Source organism: Paenibacillus suaedae (assembly GCF_032337355.1).
GTDB classification, from domain to species: Bacteria; Bacillota; Bacilli; order Paenibacillales; family Paenibacillaceae; genus Paenibacillus_B; species Paenibacillus_B suaedae.
The window spans coordinates 450,519-466,348 of the sequence record NZ_JAVYAA010000004.1 but is presented as its reverse complement, the minus strand read 5'-3'; the positions used below and the strand labels follow the sequence as shown (position 1 = coordinate 466,348).

Below are 15,830 nucleotides of genomic sequence, written 5' to 3'. Positions count from 1 at the left end.
CGTTCTCGAAAACATGCTCCCAGCCATGCGCGTTCAGCGCGAACTGCTTATTTCTCGCATGATAGAAGGACAATCCGCTTCCCTCTCCAATGTGAAGTGCCATCATATAAGGATTTTCTGAATATTTCGTGTAGAGCCCATATTGCTTGTTCTCATGTTAGAATTGTTTCCATCTCTCTTTATCCAACTATTCAATGATTGCTACCTCTGGTTCTCACTTAAATAAATGTAATGATCCATAGAAACCGCAATTATATCTGGCTGCTCCTTCTGAATTGCCTTCTCCAAAGATTGGTAATAATTACACTAACACTTTAAGTGTTACTTCTTGCTCATTTTCCTTTTTATTATTGGTACATCCTACTATTAATAGTAAGAACGATAGTATCACGATATAAATTTTCTTCATCGTCATCCTCCTTTTTAAACTAGCAAGATCATTCGTATTATCACGGGGATAGAGATCAAGCTGAAAAATATCGGAACAGTCCGCAGCTCAACACCCTTCTATGAAAAAATAATAGAGATGATGTCACAAATAAGCGGATTGATATTGTTATATTTATACACCTTCATTTCTGATTTTTTCCTTAAATTATATTCAGAATCTTTTAAGTAGAATCTTATTTATTCAATGTTAGCATGGAAATGGAGCTCATATATTTATACATAGGAGGAAGTAAAATGAGTGTCAAAAAAGCAATTTTAGCATCCCTGATCGTATCTAGTATGTTGGCCACATTGGCCGGCCCAATTCCTGCCGGAGCGGAGGCAGCGCAAGAGAATCAGCAAGAGCAGCAATCCGATAATAAGAAGGTTCCCATCGATAAGAAGTTGGCTCCCAAGCTGCAAAAAGCGGTAAATCAATATGCGGGGAAAGAGGTTAAGCTTAAGGATACCGGTGAACATATCAATAACAATGAGACTTTGGTCACGGTTCAATCTGCAGATGGAAATTACGGTGTTGGCTTTGATCCCAAAAGCGGAAAAATATGGTTTGTTTCCAACAAGACGACAATCGACAAAGTCGACAAAAAATTTCAAGACGAAGCTTTAAAAGAGTTAAAGAACGCCTATTCAAAGAAGAAATACGTATTTAACAAAGACGTTACACAGTCACGATCCTACGATAATAGCAAGGGTAAATTTGGAGATTATATGTTTTATGAGTTTTCCGGGAAGGATTTTAAAGTTTCAGTAAATGCTAATATTTCAGAAGGTTATGCCCTGTCCGTTGTGACAATCGATATTGACAAAAAAGAACTTGATCCGAAATTGCTGAAATCGGCAACGGAAGCGATCAAAACGGCGTTCGATCATCAATTCGACGTGACGAAGGCGCAGATTGAGCATTATACGTGGGTGCTTAAGGACGACAAAGTGACGGTTTACATGGAGAAAGGGAAAGCAATCAGCCTGATCAATGAACAAGGCAATCAGGTCACGACGAACAAAGAGATGACAGAAAAAGAAGCCAAAGAAGCGGTCGCCCCGCTCGCAAAGAAATTATTCAATATCGACATTACGGGATATGAAGTGAAATGGGACAGCTTATTTAAAGATTACCGCTTCATCGAAAAAAATGATGTTACGGCGGTGAGAGCGGCATTGGATGCCGAGAAAAACGTCGTGTATATAAAGTCCGGGAGCAGAGCGGCCGCAGGGAATTAAAAACACAAACAGATGCATAGGAGGATGATCATGTTTATGAAAAAAGCTATCATCGCAACATTGGTCATATCCGGCATGCTAGCCTCATTGGGAGGACCGATTCTTGTCGAAGCTGCGGCTGCACTAGAGCAGAAGCAGCCGGAGAAGGTGAAGGTTCAGATCGACAAGAAGATGGCCGACAATCTTAAAAAGGCAATGAAGGAATTGGCAGGCAAAGAGGTCAAGATGCAGGATGTTGGCGAGAGCTACTCCGGTTCGGGTGGGAGTGCAACAATCCGATCTGTAGATGACAAATATTCAATTGACTTTAATCCGAAAACAGGTGGAATAGGGTGGGGCTTTGCAAAAATCTCGATCGATGAAGTCAGTAAAGAGGATCAGAATAAAGTCCTTCAAAGATTAAAAGAGTTGTATCCAAACAAAACCTATGTGCTGAGTAATGAAGTAAAAATGCAACGACGATATGATGACAAGCAGGCTAAATTTGTAGATACGGACTATGTTTTCACAGAGGAAGACTTTAATATCTCGCTCTATAAACCAAGCACTGGGTCTAAAGCAAAAGATCAACTCAATGGGTTCTCGATTAAAGTTGATGCCAAAGAACTTGATCCAAAATGGACAAAAGCAGCAGCAGAATTAGTGAAAACAGCGTTCAATCACGAATTGAAAGAAGTGACGGAGGCAACACTCAGACATGGTAATTATGACTATAAAAAAGTGCTGGCCATACCGATGTGGGTATTGCAAGGTGACGGTATTTACGTTGAAATAGACACAAAGTCAGGAAAGGCGATAGAAGTCATTCACAAATCGCGTCTAAAGGAAAAAGTAACGACAGACAAAGAGATTACGGCCAAAGTTGCAAAAGAAGTGATTGCTCCGCTGGCTCAAAAGGTGCTGGGTGTCGATATTAGCGGATGTGAAGTAGAGTGGGATAACGGACGGAAAGAGTACCGCTTCCACAATGACTACACGGACAAAAAGGACGGAAAGGTAGTCACAACGAAGCTGAGAGCTGCATTGGATGCTGACAAAAACGCAGTGTATCTAGTGGGTGGAACAAACGCGATACACGGTTCGAGGGAGACGATAGTGAAGTAGACGTTACAGCTTTTCCACCTTACACAGTAACGAGACAGTACGAGCCTGTGGATGCACATCCTCAGGCTCGATACGTTTTCGATAAGTATGAAGGTTCTATCCCCCCTCATGGAGCTTCTCGCAAGAGAAGGGGTTGATTGCGCCGGAGGATATCTTCCCGAAGGCCGACGTTAGTTGAACCGTGAAGCAGCTCTCTTTACTTCGCTCGGTCATACCACACGCGCAAGTGATGAACCGCTGCTCCTGCGAAGGAGGAATGGCTTGCACCGAGCTCCTTCACATCGCGCAGATGATCCTCGAAGTAGTCCAGCGACTTGCCGTGGAAGGACAAGTAGCCTCCTTCATTGGTCTTGCCCAGTTCAAGACCAATGACAATCGGCTTGCCAAGCTCGTCCGCCTGCGAGAGCAGCTTCTTGGACGATTCATAGATCGAATCCGAGTTGTCCCGATATGCCATAATTGTCAAGGAGTCGAATTGCTCCAGCATCCAGCTGCTCACCTTGCCGTTCCCAGTCGGCATATTCAGGCGCGGCAGCCAGAAGGGAACATCCACAGCCATGTACAGGCCTGCCTCTCGCCCTTCCTCCAGCCAGCTCTCCATGTTGTCGAGCCAGCTGTGGACGAGGCTGGCTTCATCCTGCGATCTTCTTTAATGGTTACTGTTATCAAGGGTCGCCTGCAATTCGCGCTGCATCTGGTCAAGCGCATCACGAACCGTAGTTTTTTCATCGAGCATATCAGCCATGTAGGTTTGAGAGAGTTGATCCATCTTGGCTAGAACCGGATCTGGAAATCCTCTTAATGTATTGATCATATTGTTGTTAATCTTGTCCAATTTATAAAACACTTCCAACCTACTATCCTCATTGCTCGCAGGCTTTCTTGCTGGCAGCTCACCTGGGTTAATTTGAGTAAAAATCCGTCCATAGTCCTCGCCATTAATGTATTTAGCAAGCTCCCATGCCTCTTCTGGATGCTGCGCTCCTACTGGAATTGCAAAGATTTCTTCCATGTTGATTCCATTCCCCGTCGTCGGGAAGTCAGCACTTGTAGGATACGGCAATACTGTCCAATCCAAATCCTTGAACAGACTGTTGTTTCCTGTAAGGGCGCTGTACAGTGTTGAGTCATCTACCGCCATCGCAATGTTTCCTATCAGAAAAGGATAATTTTTTTGATAAGAGGTTTTCATTGCCTCTTCTTTTTTCGCAGTTGTTTTTATTTCCGAAGATTTTAAATCAAAGCAGACTTCAGTTCTCACACAGTTTAACACGTTCTCGAAAACATCCCCCCAGCCCTTCGCGTTCAGCGCGAACTGCTTATTTCTCGCATGAAAGAAGGACAATCCACTTCCCTCTCCAATATGAAGTGCCATCATATAAGGATTTTCTGAATATTTCGTGTAAAGCCCATATTGCTTGTTCTCTTTATCCTGATGTTGGAATTGTTGCGCAAGTTGGAAAATTTGATCCCACGTGAGTAGGTCGTTTGGAATAGGTATTCCCTTTTCATTGAAGAAGGTGTTATTAATATAAAGTGCAGAAGCATTAAATGTTGGAGTCAGTCCGTATATATCGCCCTGCTCATTTGTGAGTGAATTGACGATAGCAGGCGCTATCGTTGCTAGATTAAAACCATCTCTCTTTATCCAACTATTTAATGGTTGTAACTTCTGATTCTCGCTTAAATTGAAGTAATGATCCATAGAAATCACAATAATATCTGGTTGTTCCTTCTGAATTGCCCTCTCCAAAGATTGATAATAATTCTGATCATGCGACAATAGCTCATATAGAGAAATAACTTCTAGCTTGTATGCAGGGTGTGTAGCGAGAAAAAAGTTACCGTATTTCTGATTAAAAACATCTCTATTAAACGCTAACACTTTAAGTGTTACTTCTTGCTCATTTTGTTCTTTAGAGTTAGTACATCCGACTATTAATAGTAAGAACGATAGTATCACTATATAAATTTTCTTCATCGTCACCCTCCTTTTTATTCAATTACCTATGGGAAACACAGACGACTGCTCCCCTTTAATGGAGCCAACATCTGTATTCTTGAGTTCGCTATAATATTTAACAGGAAAAAGGCCACTTACGTGACCTTTTTAGTTTAGCAACAAGATAAATATTCAGACTCCATAAAATCACTACAATGAGAACATTTTCCATCACATGGGTAACCAAAAGTAACGCATGTAACAGTTGATTCAAGCGGAGAACATTTATAATGATGTCTGTACTTAATTTGTTTTTTATCTCCGCAAGGATTCGACGTGCACTCATCCACAGAACCGCAGGAACCATAAGGGCTGCTCAATTATATCACCTCCTTTCATGAAGAACACCCAACTTGGTATTGATAGCTATTCGCTTGTGATTGGAACATTTTATAGTACTGTCCACGTAAAAGTAGTAGTTCTTCATGGTTCCCTACTTCTATAATTCTGCCTTCATCGAGAACAATTATTTTATCTGCAGAAAGGCAACTTGCTAATCGATGAGATATTATTATTGCTGTTTTGCCTTTACAAATATCGATAAAACGATTGATTAATTTCACTTCACTTATTGGATCTAAGGAGGCTGTAGGCTCGTCAAGGAAAATTATCTCTGCCTCTTTATATAACGCTCTTCCCAACGCAATTCTTTGCCACTGCCCACCTGATAGCTCTCTTCCATTATCGAGGGTATATCCCAGATTGGTTTTTTCCTTTTCGGATAGCATTTCTAAAAACTGAATGACTTCAGCTTCATTAATTGCTTTATTAAACTGTAGTTGATTAATATTTTCTGTCTCACTTAATGTGATATTTTCTTCTATTTTAAGCTCATATTTCACAAAGTCTTGAAATAAAGCTGTCATTTTTCTATACAATTCTTTTTGCGGGATATCTTCGATGTCTGCCCCATCTATTAAAATTCTGCCTTCTTGTGCAGAATACAAACCTAACAAGCACTTTATTAATGTACTTTTACCTGATCCATTCTCCCCTACAATGGCTACGGTTTCCCCTTGAGAAATTGAAAAAGAAATGTTTTTTAAAATAAATGAATCACTATTAGGATATTTAAATGAAATATTCTCAACTGAAATTATATGCGTACGATCCACATCTTCTAATACCGACATTTTGTTTGTTGTTTTTTCTGGAATAGTGATAAACTTATTCATATCTACTATATATAATCCTTGATTTATTAATGTACCAATTCCTCCAGATAACATTTTTATAGTAGCAGTACTCATTGAAAGTAATTGAGAATAGGCAACAAAATCCCCTATAGTTATATTATTATTTCTACCGATCAATATAATTCCCAGAATGAACAGTGCATTCACCACTTGATGTAAGATAACAATATTGAACTCTTTCTTCATCCTATATTTCTCAAGCCCATATTGTTCATCCGAAGTCTTCCACATCATCTTTTCCCAGAGCTTTAATATATACTTGGAGTGACCAAATAACTTGAACTCTTTATGAACTGTTTTGTTGGTAAATAAACTAAAAAGATATTGACTCCTTCTTAATATTTGTAGTTGTGAATGTTCTTGTGAATATTGTTTGCGCGATGTAATTGCAATTGTATGAAGTGAAGGGGCTAAAAGAATTATTAGCAGAAATGCTAGGAGCCAATGAAGTTGAAATAATAAATACGTATATCCACACAATATAATAATATTTTTAACAATGTCCATAATAGAGATGAAACAGATAACAATCCGATTACCAATACCACTATTAATTCTTTGTATCAAATTATGATTTTCTTGCGTCTCAAAAAAGATTAATGGTAAAAGTACAAGTTTATCTGCAATTTTCTTATCAACATAATAGTTCGCATATTGTGTCAATCTTGATCTAAGGAGTGTTTTTTTATTATTAAATATTTGTCCTAAGATAAATAATAAAAGTTGCCCTACTATATAAATTAATGAATCATACACTTGGTTGCCCTGATTCAATACTTCTGCAATGCTATCCGTTAGCTTCTTTAATAAATACACTTGAGAGACTGGTATCAAAGATTCTGCTAGAGTTATCAGAATAATACCTATTATTTTATAATTTTGTCCTTTACAAGCAATTTCGAAAATATACCAGTAGTTTCGAAAATAGTTTAGTATATTCATTATTCTGATAAAGAAACATATAAAGGATATTCAGAAATAATATTATTATTCTCATCTAACAAGCAATATCGATAAGTACCTTCTTCAGTTACGGCAAACTTCACATTTACCGCTGCATCCATTCCTGGCATCATACAATTCAATCGAAAGTTTTTAACTTCGATTATTAAGCTACTGAATACCACAACATGATCTGGAGCGTATATAACTAATTTATATAAACTATTAAATTCAGGACTCGGAAGGAAAAATTTCAAGTGGACATCCGTAATAATGGCGCTTGGAAACATGTTTACTTGTATTGAATTTACTACACTGTTAAGTGAATGCCTTTTTGTTTTATGATCATAGATAATTTTCTCGGCAACTAAGATATTTGCTATGGTATTCATCTTTATTTCTTTATATTTCATAGATATTTCATGACCTCTCCTTTGGAGTGTATTTTTCCGGATGGGGTACTTATAAATATTCTCGTGAAATCCTGTTCTTTCAATGATGCTAAATCAAGATATACCATTTTTTTGTATCTCCAAACCTTTTTTTTTGCATTAAAAAACCAAGAATTTGATATAAATACTATTATTAAATCATTGTCAGGATCAAGTAAATGTCTATCAATGTTTTTGAAATATGCTGATTTATAGCTAATCAACAATATCTTAGAAAATCGTTTTTTTCCTTGTATTTTTTGAATAAATTTCTTTTCTTCAAATTTTATCTTAAACAAGAGTATTACACGGATTGCCATAAGACATAGCAATAAAGATGCAAGCACCACTGCCACTTCATTGTAATTTTCCATTAATGTCCCTCATAGTTTTATATATCTTTACACCCTGATATAAGTTAATACTGGTCAACAATAATAGAGTAATCAGATAATTAAAAGTACTAGTGAAAACACCCGAATATCCTTCCATAAAAATACTTATCGCACAAATTGAAATTAATATTATATTCCTTACAATCGGCATTTTATTTAGCAGGTTGTTTTTTCCAAAGCAAGAACATTCAGTAGAACCATTAATGTTCTTTTGATATATTACTATGGCAATAAAAAACACAAGCAAAATAATGGTTAACAACTGTCTCCATGGAGTAAAAAAGTCGCTGAGGTGACAAACCGAAAATACGAGTTCTATACCTATCAACACGTAAATACTTGTTTTTTTTAGTAAGGGTGGGATGAATTGAAGTTTCTCGATTTCTCGTTCAAAATCATATGTATTAGTGAGTTTGGAATATGCTGACAAGGCGAACACAAACCCTAGCAAAAAATCTATGCAATTATGAATCATTTTACAATTCCTTATAAATTAATGCTTGTATTTCCGAAACATTCGGTGTAAACATTTTTTCAATAATATTACCCTTCACATCAACTAAAATGCTGGTAGGTGTTTCATAAATATTTGCTTTTTCAAGTGGCTCTTTATAAGAAAACACAGGAAAGTCAAACTTAAGTTCTCTTATTATCTCATTATTCTCTAATTCATCACCATCCGTAATCAAACTAAAATGAATATTGCCATTAAAAATAGATAACTGGGGTAATAATTCAATACAATGTGCGCAGCTTAATGAAATAACACAATAAACACAAGGTTTGCTTATATCAGATATTTTAAACAACTTCGTAATGTTAGGAATCTCAGTTACATTTCGGGCCTCTGACGCCTCATGATATTTTTTGGCTTTATTGAAAATATCACTCAATTTAACCATCCGCTTTGCTCCCTCTGATCATTTTTTTATAACAACTTTCTTAAAGGGGTTTTTAATCTTTCAAAAGAAAATTCTGCTCCAACTGGTCCTGATTCTAAAACTTGACCTTTCCCGTTTATTGTTAATCCTAACGGAAAGCTTTTCACTTGGAGTTCAAATTTCATTACCTCCTTGTCCATATAGAACAATGGAAACAAGTTATTCACATATTTTTTTAACATCTCAAATAGAGTAGGTTCAGTGTGAATAAAAGCAGCGATATTTATTTCAGGATTTTTAGCACAAAACGTTTGCATTCCCTCCAACGCTTGTTCACATGAAGAACAGGTTGTTGATAAAAATACAGCAATTAAGTAATTCGATTTAATAAGATCGTACAAAAATACTCGATTTACGTTCTCAATCTGTATGTTAGGGATATAGTCACCAAGATCTAAACGAAAAGACGTCGGTTCTTTTAAGAATTTTCGATAATCCCCTTTGCTTTCAACGTTTTCCAAATCATCTCCCCCTCTGCTCACCCAAATTTTTTATACATTTGACATTGATCCTAAATACAAATTAAAACAATTTATAACCCTGTTTTTGGAATATCAAAAGTATATCATCGGTTTTTATGCATGTCTATGTATTTTATTGTAGTTTATTGGAAACATATCCGATTTACTAGTTCTCACTGAACCTCTTCTACATATTTCGCACATAGGAGACTGTCTCATACGTAGTTTTTACTACCTATGAGTTAACTGTTAGATTGGAAAAAAGGTTGAGTTAAGGTTACATCCCCCCTCAGACTCAACCTTTTCGTTTCATTGTTGTCCACTTGATCCATGTATTCCCGATTACTTTCATTTGTTTCGTTATGCTGTGCTTGCAAAAGAGAAAATAACATCATCGGCGGACTTCTTTAGGACAGCCCTTGCTTGTTCATAATTGGAGGATACGAAGATACACTCTTAGTACACTTAGGATATTTAAGCAGCCAAATCGATATTATGCTATAAATTTAATGTATCAGCGGGGATTTCAATGATTGAAGGATAGCAGACCACTTCAACTTATACAGTTCCATTAGTTCGTCTACCTTGGAAAGCAATAATGCTTTGCCTTCTTGAGAGGCTTCATCTCCAGCGGTGGTTCCATTAATCAGTATAATAATAATTAAAAAGAGTATTGTCTCCTAATCACTCGCTCCTCTTGATTTTACCTTATGACATAACATTCAGCCCCATTCTCTAGATTGAAAGTATGATTCAACCTGAGTAAAATGTGCCCCAGCGTTAAAACAAAAGGGCCGAGTTCGGGAAGCAATGCGAACCCGAACTCGACCCTTTAATTCATGCGGTCATACCACACGCGCAAGTGATGAACCGCTGCTCCTGCGAAGGAGGAATGGCTTGCACCAAGCTCCTTCACATCGCGCAGATGATCCTCGAAGTAGTCCAGCGACTTGCCGTGGAAGGACAAGTAGCCTCCTTCATTGGTCTTGCCCAGTTCAAGACCAATGACAATCGGCTTGCCAAGCTCGTCCGCCTGCGAGAGCAGCTTCTTGGACGATTCATAGATCGAATCCGAGTTGTCCCGATATGCCATAATCGTCAAGGAGTCGAATCGCTCCAGCATCCAGCTGCTCACCTTGCCGTTCCCAGTCGGCATATCCAGACGCGGCAGCCAGAAGGGAACATCCGCAGCCATATACAGGCCAGCCTCCTTCCCTTCCTCCAGCCAGCTCTCCATGTTGTCGAGCCAGCTGTGGACGAGGCTCGCTTCATCCTGCTTCCATTCCGGCAATAAATAAGGCTCTACATCCAGATGAACACCGGCAAATCGCTCGCCTTCTGCGGCCTGCTGATTATAATCACTCACCCACCGGATGAATGACTTTCCTTCCTCCTCGTGCCGTTCCTTCGCCCATTCCGGCGCACCGTTCAAGGCATGAACGTCAATCCCGGCTTCGTGCGCCTTCCGAATAAATTCACGGTAGGTAGTCTGCTCTACTCTGTCACTTATCTGCAAATAGACGAGATTCACTCCATTCGTCCGGCAGAACGAGACGATATCCTCCCCCGAATCGCGAATCCATTCCGTATCCCACAACCATGTTGCCTTTGTCCGATCCGTATCCGCAGATCGAAGCGAGAATAGGACTGCGACACAGCAGCATAGCAGTAGCGTAATTAACACCCCCCGTGAACCTCGAGAGAATCGTAGAAATCTCCCTATCCTACTATCCCGAGGACGCATGGGATTCGTACCCGATTTAGACAAGAACCGCCTCTTCTACTTCTACATCTCGTATGCTTTCTTGTTCGGTATAACCGAGCTTGTGAATGTTCGGGCGATGAATGCCCTTGAATGCATTGCGCGTATCCAATATCGGGATATTCAAATCCGCGAGCTGTTCGTAATCGAACGATTGATGGTTCGTAATCAGCACCATGCAGTCATATGTCTGGAACGCCGGCAAATCATAATCGATCGTATGCACCGTCTTGCCAGCCTTGTTCTTGAAGTGTGTCGCATGCGGATCATAATAATCGATCTGAGCACCGCTCGCCTTAAACAGCTCATAGATTTCAAGACCCGGGGATTCTCGCAAATCGTCGATGTTCGGCTTGTAGGCCATACCCAGAATCAATATTTTCGAGTTTTTAATCGACTTAGAGCTTTGATTCAAAATTCGTGATGTCTTCTCCATGACATGGTATGGCATATTGGCATTGGTAGCTTGTGCGATATCGATAAACTTGCTATAGAAACGATACCCCTTCGCTTTCCAAGACAGGTACATGGGGTCAAGCGGAATGCAGTGGCCGCCGATACCTGGTCCCGGATAGAAAGGCATGAATCCGAACGGCTTCGTCGCTGCAGCATCGATGACCTCCCAGATATCGATGCACATCCGGTCGCACATCATCGCCATCTCATTAATGAAGGCGATGTTGACACTGCGGAACGTATTTTCCAACAGCTTCGACATCTCTGCTACCTTCGTCGAAGTGACGGGAACGACGCTCTCTACGATATTGTCGTACAGTGCTGCTCCCAGCTTGAGGCAAGTTGGTGTCGTCCCGCCAATGACCTTCGGTGTGTTGAATGTATTGAACTTCGGATTGGACGGATCCACGCGCTCCGGTGAGAAGCAGAGGAAGAAGTCCTCTCCTGCTCGGTAACCCAAGGAGGCTTCAATTTCATGTTGAATCAGCTCTTCTGTCGTGCCTGGATACGTTGTACTCTCGAGCGTAATCAACAGGCCCTTCCGCATATATTTCTTAATTTGTTCCACAACACGCGTAATGTAGGATGTATCTGGATCTTGATTCTCGCTAAGTGGAGTCGGCACGCAAATGCTGACCGCATTAAGCAATTGAATATGACTGAAGTCAGTCGTCACGAACAACCGGCCTGTGTTCATGCACTGCGTCAACGTCTCATCGCTGATATCCTTAATATAGGAATGTCCGTTATGGATACTCTCGATCTTGCGTGAATCAACATCAATTCCGACGACCTGAAAGCCCTGCTTGCACATCTCAATGGCAAGCGGCAGACCGACATAGCCTAACCCGATGACTCCGATTACAGAAGTTTTGTGTTCGATTGCATGTTCTAAATTGGCAGCATACATGTTCACAGTTGTTCACCCTTCCATCCACTAGTTAATTGTGTATAGTTATGACAAACAGCGGCTAAGCCGTTCATCAAGTTCTACCGGCGAGAATGGCTTCGTAATATAGTCGCTAACGCCCTGCTCGAAGCAGTAATCTATCGTTTTTCCTACCCGTTGCTCGGACAGAATCACGATCTTCGGCTGCTTCTCCAAATTCATCTTCTGAATTTGCGAAATGAACGGCAGACCATTAATCCCATATAAATTCAGCTCCGTTAAGATTAAATCGAATTGTCCTTTATGAATGACGTCCAGCGCAGTCAAGGCATCTTCCGCTTCGTGCACCTCATACCCCTGCGAAGTTAGCCAAATACTCAGGAACTCTCTTACGCTAGAATCGTGATCCACGACTAGGATGCGCTTCGCTCCTTCGAGCTGAAGGTGATCATGGAGAACCCGAATATGGGAGGAATCTGCAGCCGGCCAGTCGTTCCAACGACCGAGAATAATATCCTCTGCCTCCTGCGAATCCGCCACTGCAGCAACCGCACATACGATTGGCATCCCTGCCAATCGCTCTTCCACCATACTCTTCAGCATGAGTGCGTAATAGTGCGTCTGGTCCAGGGTTGCTCGCGGCAGCATAACGGCAATTACATTCTGAGCTGCGGCATTCATCAGCTCAAATGGAATTTGCTCTCTCTCCAGCGTTGACCTGAGCTCATCCTCCCACGTTCGACCAAGCGGCTCCGCATGGATAAAGATAATGCCTACGCTATGTCCGGGATAACTCATCACCAGATGATTCACCGTTTGCTTGAAAGTCGGTACAAATTCGAACTCTGCATTTCGTTCCATTACTTGAAGCATGTGCAGTCTCCACCTTCCCTGCGCCGTTTAGGCGGTTTTCGTTTGTTCTCCTTCTTCACTCCAACTCTGACGTGTCATGGCTCCCCATGAATTGTTGTTCTGGAAAAATTGAATATGCCCTTGAATGCGCCATAGGCTGCCAAGCTGCCGATAACCGAAGAACATCAGCACACTGAATGCAAGCATTCGCACGAGATCGCTAATGCGCGGATAGCGCTTGAACGCAATCTCCTCCAGCAGAAGCGAGCCTACAGCTAGCAATAAACCCGATAAGAAGTTAATGAGCATAAATACCAGCACAATTTCCCAATGTGTCATGTCATACAGCGCATAACCGATTAAGGACATCAATCCCGTTACTTTGAAATAAGGATTTAGTGCTTCGAATATAATCGTATACGGCAGTGACAATAGACCGAACACCTTGTACTTCGGACGGAACGTCATATCGTAGTTCTCGATCATATTCTTCAAGTTCCCTCGCCCCCAACGCTTACGCTGGTTGGACAGAATATGGTACGTATCCGGCGCCTGCGTCCAGCATACTGCCTCCGGACAGAAGGCAATTTTGTAAGGCAGTTTATTTTCCAGCATATAGCGATGAAGTTTAATAATGATGTTCATGTCCTCGCCTGGATAGCCATCGCGATATCCACCGACCTTAATGACATAGTCCTTGCGGAACAACCCGAATGCCCCCGACACAATAATCAGTCCATTAATCGCACTCCAGCCGATTCGACCGCCGAGGAACGCCTTTAAGTACTCCAGCGTTTGGAACATCGGCCACCATTTCTTCGGCAAGCGCACTTCCTTCACCGTTCCATTCTCAATCGAACAACCGTTAGCGATGCGTACATTGCCTCCGATCGCCACATATCGCTCTGGATCGGACATATACATGGTTGTCATTTGAATTAAGGAATCCTTCTCCAGTAGCGAATCCGCATCAATGGACGAGATAAGCGGGTAATGCGAGAAATTGATGCCTGCATTTAAGGAATCCGCCTTCCCCCCGTTCGCCTTATCAATGACATAGAGGAATGGATATTCTGGATTATGATAGACAGCATTGATCTTGGTACAATTCACGGCATACCGAATGGACAAGTTATCCATGCGATATAGGGCGAACTCGTCGATCAACACGTTCAAAGTCTCATCCTTGGAGCCGTCATTGATGACGATAACCTCATAGGTTGGATAATTCAGCGTCATTAATGACTTTACATTTTCGATAATCGTCAGCTCTTCATTGTAGGATGGTACCAACAGCGAGACCGGCGGGACATGCTCTGAACCCGCTATCGTCCCGCTTAGTGCGTAACGTTTTCGGCGAACAATCGAGAAAATGCTTTTGAACGAGAAGAGCATGATGCCGAAGTAAATACTATTGACGACGATCACATAGTACATGGCGAATAAGCCGTACATGAGAAGCAGGTCTCTAAGCAGAATAATCGCCTCCTACGCTTCGAAATATCGGTGCTGTCGCAGCCTTGCCGAAATACTGCTCATATAAGAGCCGCTTCGTTGCTTGGCTGGACACGTGTTTCCGCCGATTCGTATTGTAATGCTCGCGCAGAAGCTCCTCTTGAATACGGTCTTTGGCCATATCCGACTTGTAAGGATCATCTCTCTCAAGTGCTGCTTCACACAGCGCGCGGAAGCCCTCATCCCCCATCGTAGCCAAGCTCTTCGAGCTGTAATACCGAACCCACCAGTTAGAATCCGTCAATGCTTCCTTCAAGATGACAATGCTGGCAGTATGGTTGTACGTGCTGAGCGACTCTGCAACAGCCGCCCGCACTTCCCATTCAGGATCCTTGAACCAACTGCACAATGTCTCCTTCGTCAGCACATTGCCCGTGCGCACTAGCAACTTAATTGCTAAGGAGCGTATATCCTTGTCTTTGTTGTCAGCAAGCTTGAACAACGCAGGCGTAAGTTCTGCACCAGCATGCCCGCGCAGCGCCAGCAGAGCTGTCTTCACCAGACGATTATTGCTATCCGCTAAGCATCCAACAAGAAGTGGTGTCACGTCTAACGTTGATTCCTCCAATATCTCTGCAGCAAACAGCTCATTGTGCTGCTCACGGCTCGCCAGCTCATCCAGCATTACCCCCAGAGATGCCGTATCGTCCGCGCATTTCGCAACAGCTCGGGCAATAACTCGAATCAGCTCTGCCGACTTCTCCTGCTTAAGCAGTTCCAGCAGCTGCGGAACCGCCCTGGACGATCTCATTCCTCCCAAGCGGAAAGCCGCTTGCATCTGCTTCGCGTAGAACATGCTGTTCAGATTCTTCATATCCAATTGAACGAGCCCCATATCTTCGCACAGCTTCGTTAGCTTGTCACGCTGAGTCCCACGGAATTTCTCGATCCATTCGATCAGCTTGTCTTGGATAACCCTAGCCTCCAATTGTGCAACTGCCCCCTTCGGCGGCTGAAAGGAACCCTCGTCACCGATATGACGCTGCAAATAGATAAAATAAGGTTTATATTTCTTCATGATCGCGTCCCGTTGCTGCATCAGCCTTATATTTCGGGCTTTCATGATGAGCAGTATCAATACGCCGAAGCCAATCAGGCCCAGACAGACGTAGATGAAAGACACAGCAAGGTCTAACTTTGTATACATGTAACGTGTGCCTCCTTTGTTCCATGAGAAGTGGCAGTTCTTCAAGCACCTATCAATGTTGCAATC

General features: G+C 41.6%; 15 protein-coding genes. 2 read left to right on the top strand and 13 right to left on the bottom strand.

All coding sequences use genetic code 11. The annotated features are described in order from the left end of the window. The first annotated feature begins 684 nt into the window (after window positions 1-684). Window positions 685-1,671 carry a hypothetical protein gene (locus tag RQP50_RS19055; RefSeq protein WP_072730562.1) on the top strand — a complete coding sequence of 329 codons (987 nt, stop codon included), beginning with the start codon at window positions 685-687 and terminating at the stop codon, window positions 1,669-1,671. A gap of 30 nt (window positions 1,672-1,701) precedes the next feature. Next, window positions 1,702-2,775, top strand: coding sequence for a hypothetical protein (locus RQP50_RS19050; protein ID WP_315746378.1), 1,074 nt, complete (start codon window positions 1,702-1,704; stop codon window positions 2,773-2,775). A 196-nt stretch (window positions 2,776-2,971) separates the two neighbouring features. Here RQP50_RS19050 and RQP50_RS19045 read toward each other — a convergent pair whose 3' ends face one another. The 13 genes from RQP50_RS19045 to RQP50_RS18990 form a co-directional block, all read right to left on the bottom strand. Further along, entirely contained in the window at window positions 2,972-3,376 is a 405-nt protein-coding gene (locus RQP50_RS19045; RefSeq protein ID WP_315746376.1) for a hypothetical protein, read from the bottom strand. 48 nt (window positions 3,377-3,424) lie between these two features. Further along, entirely contained in the window at window positions 3,425-4,756 is a 1,332-nt protein-coding gene (locus tag RQP50_RS19040) for an ABC transporter substrate-binding protein (RefSeq protein ID WP_315746374.1), read from the bottom strand. A gap of 356 nt (window positions 4,757-5,112) precedes the next feature. Further along, a complete protein-coding gene (locus RQP50_RS19035; protein ID WP_315746373.1) occupies window positions 5,113-6,807 on the bottom strand; it encodes an ABC transporter ATP-binding protein in 1,695 nt (564 codons plus the stop codon). Window positions 6,808-6,914: 107 nt separating this feature from the next. Beyond that, a complete protein-coding gene (locus RQP50_RS19030) occupies window positions 6,915-7,328 on the bottom strand; it encodes a hypothetical protein (protein WP_072730566.1) in 414 nt (137 codons plus the stop codon). Beyond that, the gene (locus tag RQP50_RS19025; protein WP_315746372.1) at window positions 7,325-7,720 is read right to left on the bottom strand and encodes a hypothetical protein; all 396 of its coding nucleotides are present in this window, start codon (window positions 7,718-7,720) and stop codon (window positions 7,325-7,327) included. Before RQP50_RS19025 ends, RQP50_RS19030 begins: the two co-directional genes overlap by 4 nt. Further along, entirely contained in the window at window positions 7,704-8,216 is a 513-nt protein-coding gene (locus RQP50_RS29370) for a MauE/DoxX family redox-associated membrane protein (protein WP_072730568.1), read from the bottom strand. Before RQP50_RS29370 ends, RQP50_RS19025 begins: the two co-directional genes overlap by 17 nt. A gap of 1 nt (window position 8,217) precedes the next feature. After that, complete coding sequence (locus RQP50_RS19020) at window positions 8,218-8,643, bottom strand: TlpA family protein disulfide reductase (RefSeq protein ID WP_072730569.1); 426 nt, start codon at window positions 8,641-8,643, stop codon at window positions 8,218-8,220. 26 nt (window positions 8,644-8,669) lie between these two features. After that, window positions 8,670-9,143: a hypothetical protein gene (locus RQP50_RS19015; RefSeq protein WP_072730570.1), complete on the bottom strand. Its 474-nt coding sequence runs from the start codon at window positions 9,141-9,143 to the stop codon at window positions 8,670-8,672. Between the two features lie 832 nt (window positions 9,144-9,975). Continuing rightward, window positions 9,976-10,827 (bottom strand): SGNH/GDSL hydrolase family protein, encoded by an 852-nt coding sequence (locus RQP50_RS19010; protein ID WP_315746371.1) that lies wholly within the window; start codon window positions 10,825-10,827, stop codon window positions 9,976-9,978. A 76-nt stretch (window positions 10,828-10,903) separates the two neighbouring features. Beyond that, entirely contained in the window at window positions 10,904-12,271 is a 1,368-nt protein-coding gene (locus RQP50_RS19005) for a nucleotide sugar dehydrogenase (protein WP_315746441.1), read from the bottom strand. A 45-nt stretch (window positions 12,272-12,316) separates the two neighbouring features. After that, window positions 12,317-13,123: a response regulator gene (locus RQP50_RS19000; RefSeq protein ID WP_315746370.1), complete on the bottom strand. Its 807-nt coding sequence runs from the start codon at window positions 13,121-13,123 to the stop codon at window positions 12,317-12,319. A 27-nt stretch (window positions 13,124-13,150) separates the two neighbouring features. Beyond that, a complete protein-coding gene (locus tag RQP50_RS18995) occupies window positions 13,151-14,539 on the bottom strand; it encodes a glycosyltransferase family 2 protein (RefSeq protein ID WP_315746439.1) in 1,389 nt (462 codons plus the stop codon). 31 nt (window positions 14,540-14,570) lie between these two features. Continuing rightward, the gene (locus RQP50_RS18990) at window positions 14,571-15,764 is read right to left on the bottom strand and encodes a HEAT repeat domain-containing protein (RefSeq protein ID WP_021256099.1); all 1,194 of its coding nucleotides are present in this window, start codon (window positions 15,762-15,764) and stop codon (window positions 14,571-14,573) included. Between the last annotated feature and the right edge of the window lie 66 nt (window positions 15,765-15,830).

Bases quoted from the DNA above. Each gene is read 5' to 3' on its own strand.
- RQP50_RS19055 (WP_072730562.1), top strand. From the start codon at position 685: ATGAGTGTCAAAAAAGCAATTTTAGCATCCCTGATCGTATCTAGTATG.
- RQP50_RS19050 (WP_315746378.1), top strand. From the start codon at position 1,702: ATGTTTATGAAAAAAGCTATCATCGCAACATTGGTCATATCCGGCATG.
- RQP50_RS19045 (WP_315746376.1), bottom strand. From the start codon at position 3,376: ATGGAGAGCTGGCTGGAGGAAGGGCGAGAGGCAGGCCTGTACATGGCT.
- RQP50_RS19040 (WP_315746374.1), bottom strand. From the start codon at position 4,756: ATGAAGAAAATTTATATAGTGATACTATCGTTCTTACTATTAATAGTC.
- RQP50_RS19030 (WP_072730566.1), bottom strand. From the start codon at position 7,328: ATGAAATATAAAGAAATAAAGATGAATACCATAGCAAATATCTTAGTT.
- RQP50_RS19025 (WP_315746372.1), bottom strand. From the start codon at position 7,720: ATGGAAAATTACAATGAAGTGGCAGTGGTGCTTGCATCTTTATTGCTA.
- RQP50_RS29370 (WP_072730568.1), bottom strand. From the start codon at position 8,216: ATGATTCATAATTGCATAGATTTTTTGCTAGGGTTTGTGTTCGCCTTG.
- RQP50_RS19020 (WP_072730569.1), bottom strand. From the start codon at position 8,643: ATGGTTAAATTGAGTGATATTTTCAATAAAGCCAAAAAATATCATGAG.
- RQP50_RS19005 (WP_315746441.1), bottom strand. From the start codon at position 12,271: ATGTATGCTGCCAATTTAGAACATGCAATCGAACACAAAACTTCTGTA.
- RQP50_RS19000 (WP_315746370.1), bottom strand. From the start codon at position 13,123: ATGCTTCAAGTAATGGAACGAAATGCAGAGTTCGAATTTGTACCGACT.
- RQP50_RS18995 (WP_315746439.1), bottom strand. From the start codon at position 14,539: ATGTACTATGTGATCGTCGTCAATAGTATTTACTTCGGCATCATGCTC.
- RQP50_RS18990 (WP_021256099.1), bottom strand. From the start codon at position 15,764: ATGTATACAAAGTTAGACCTTGCTGTGTCTTTCATCTACGTCTGTCTG.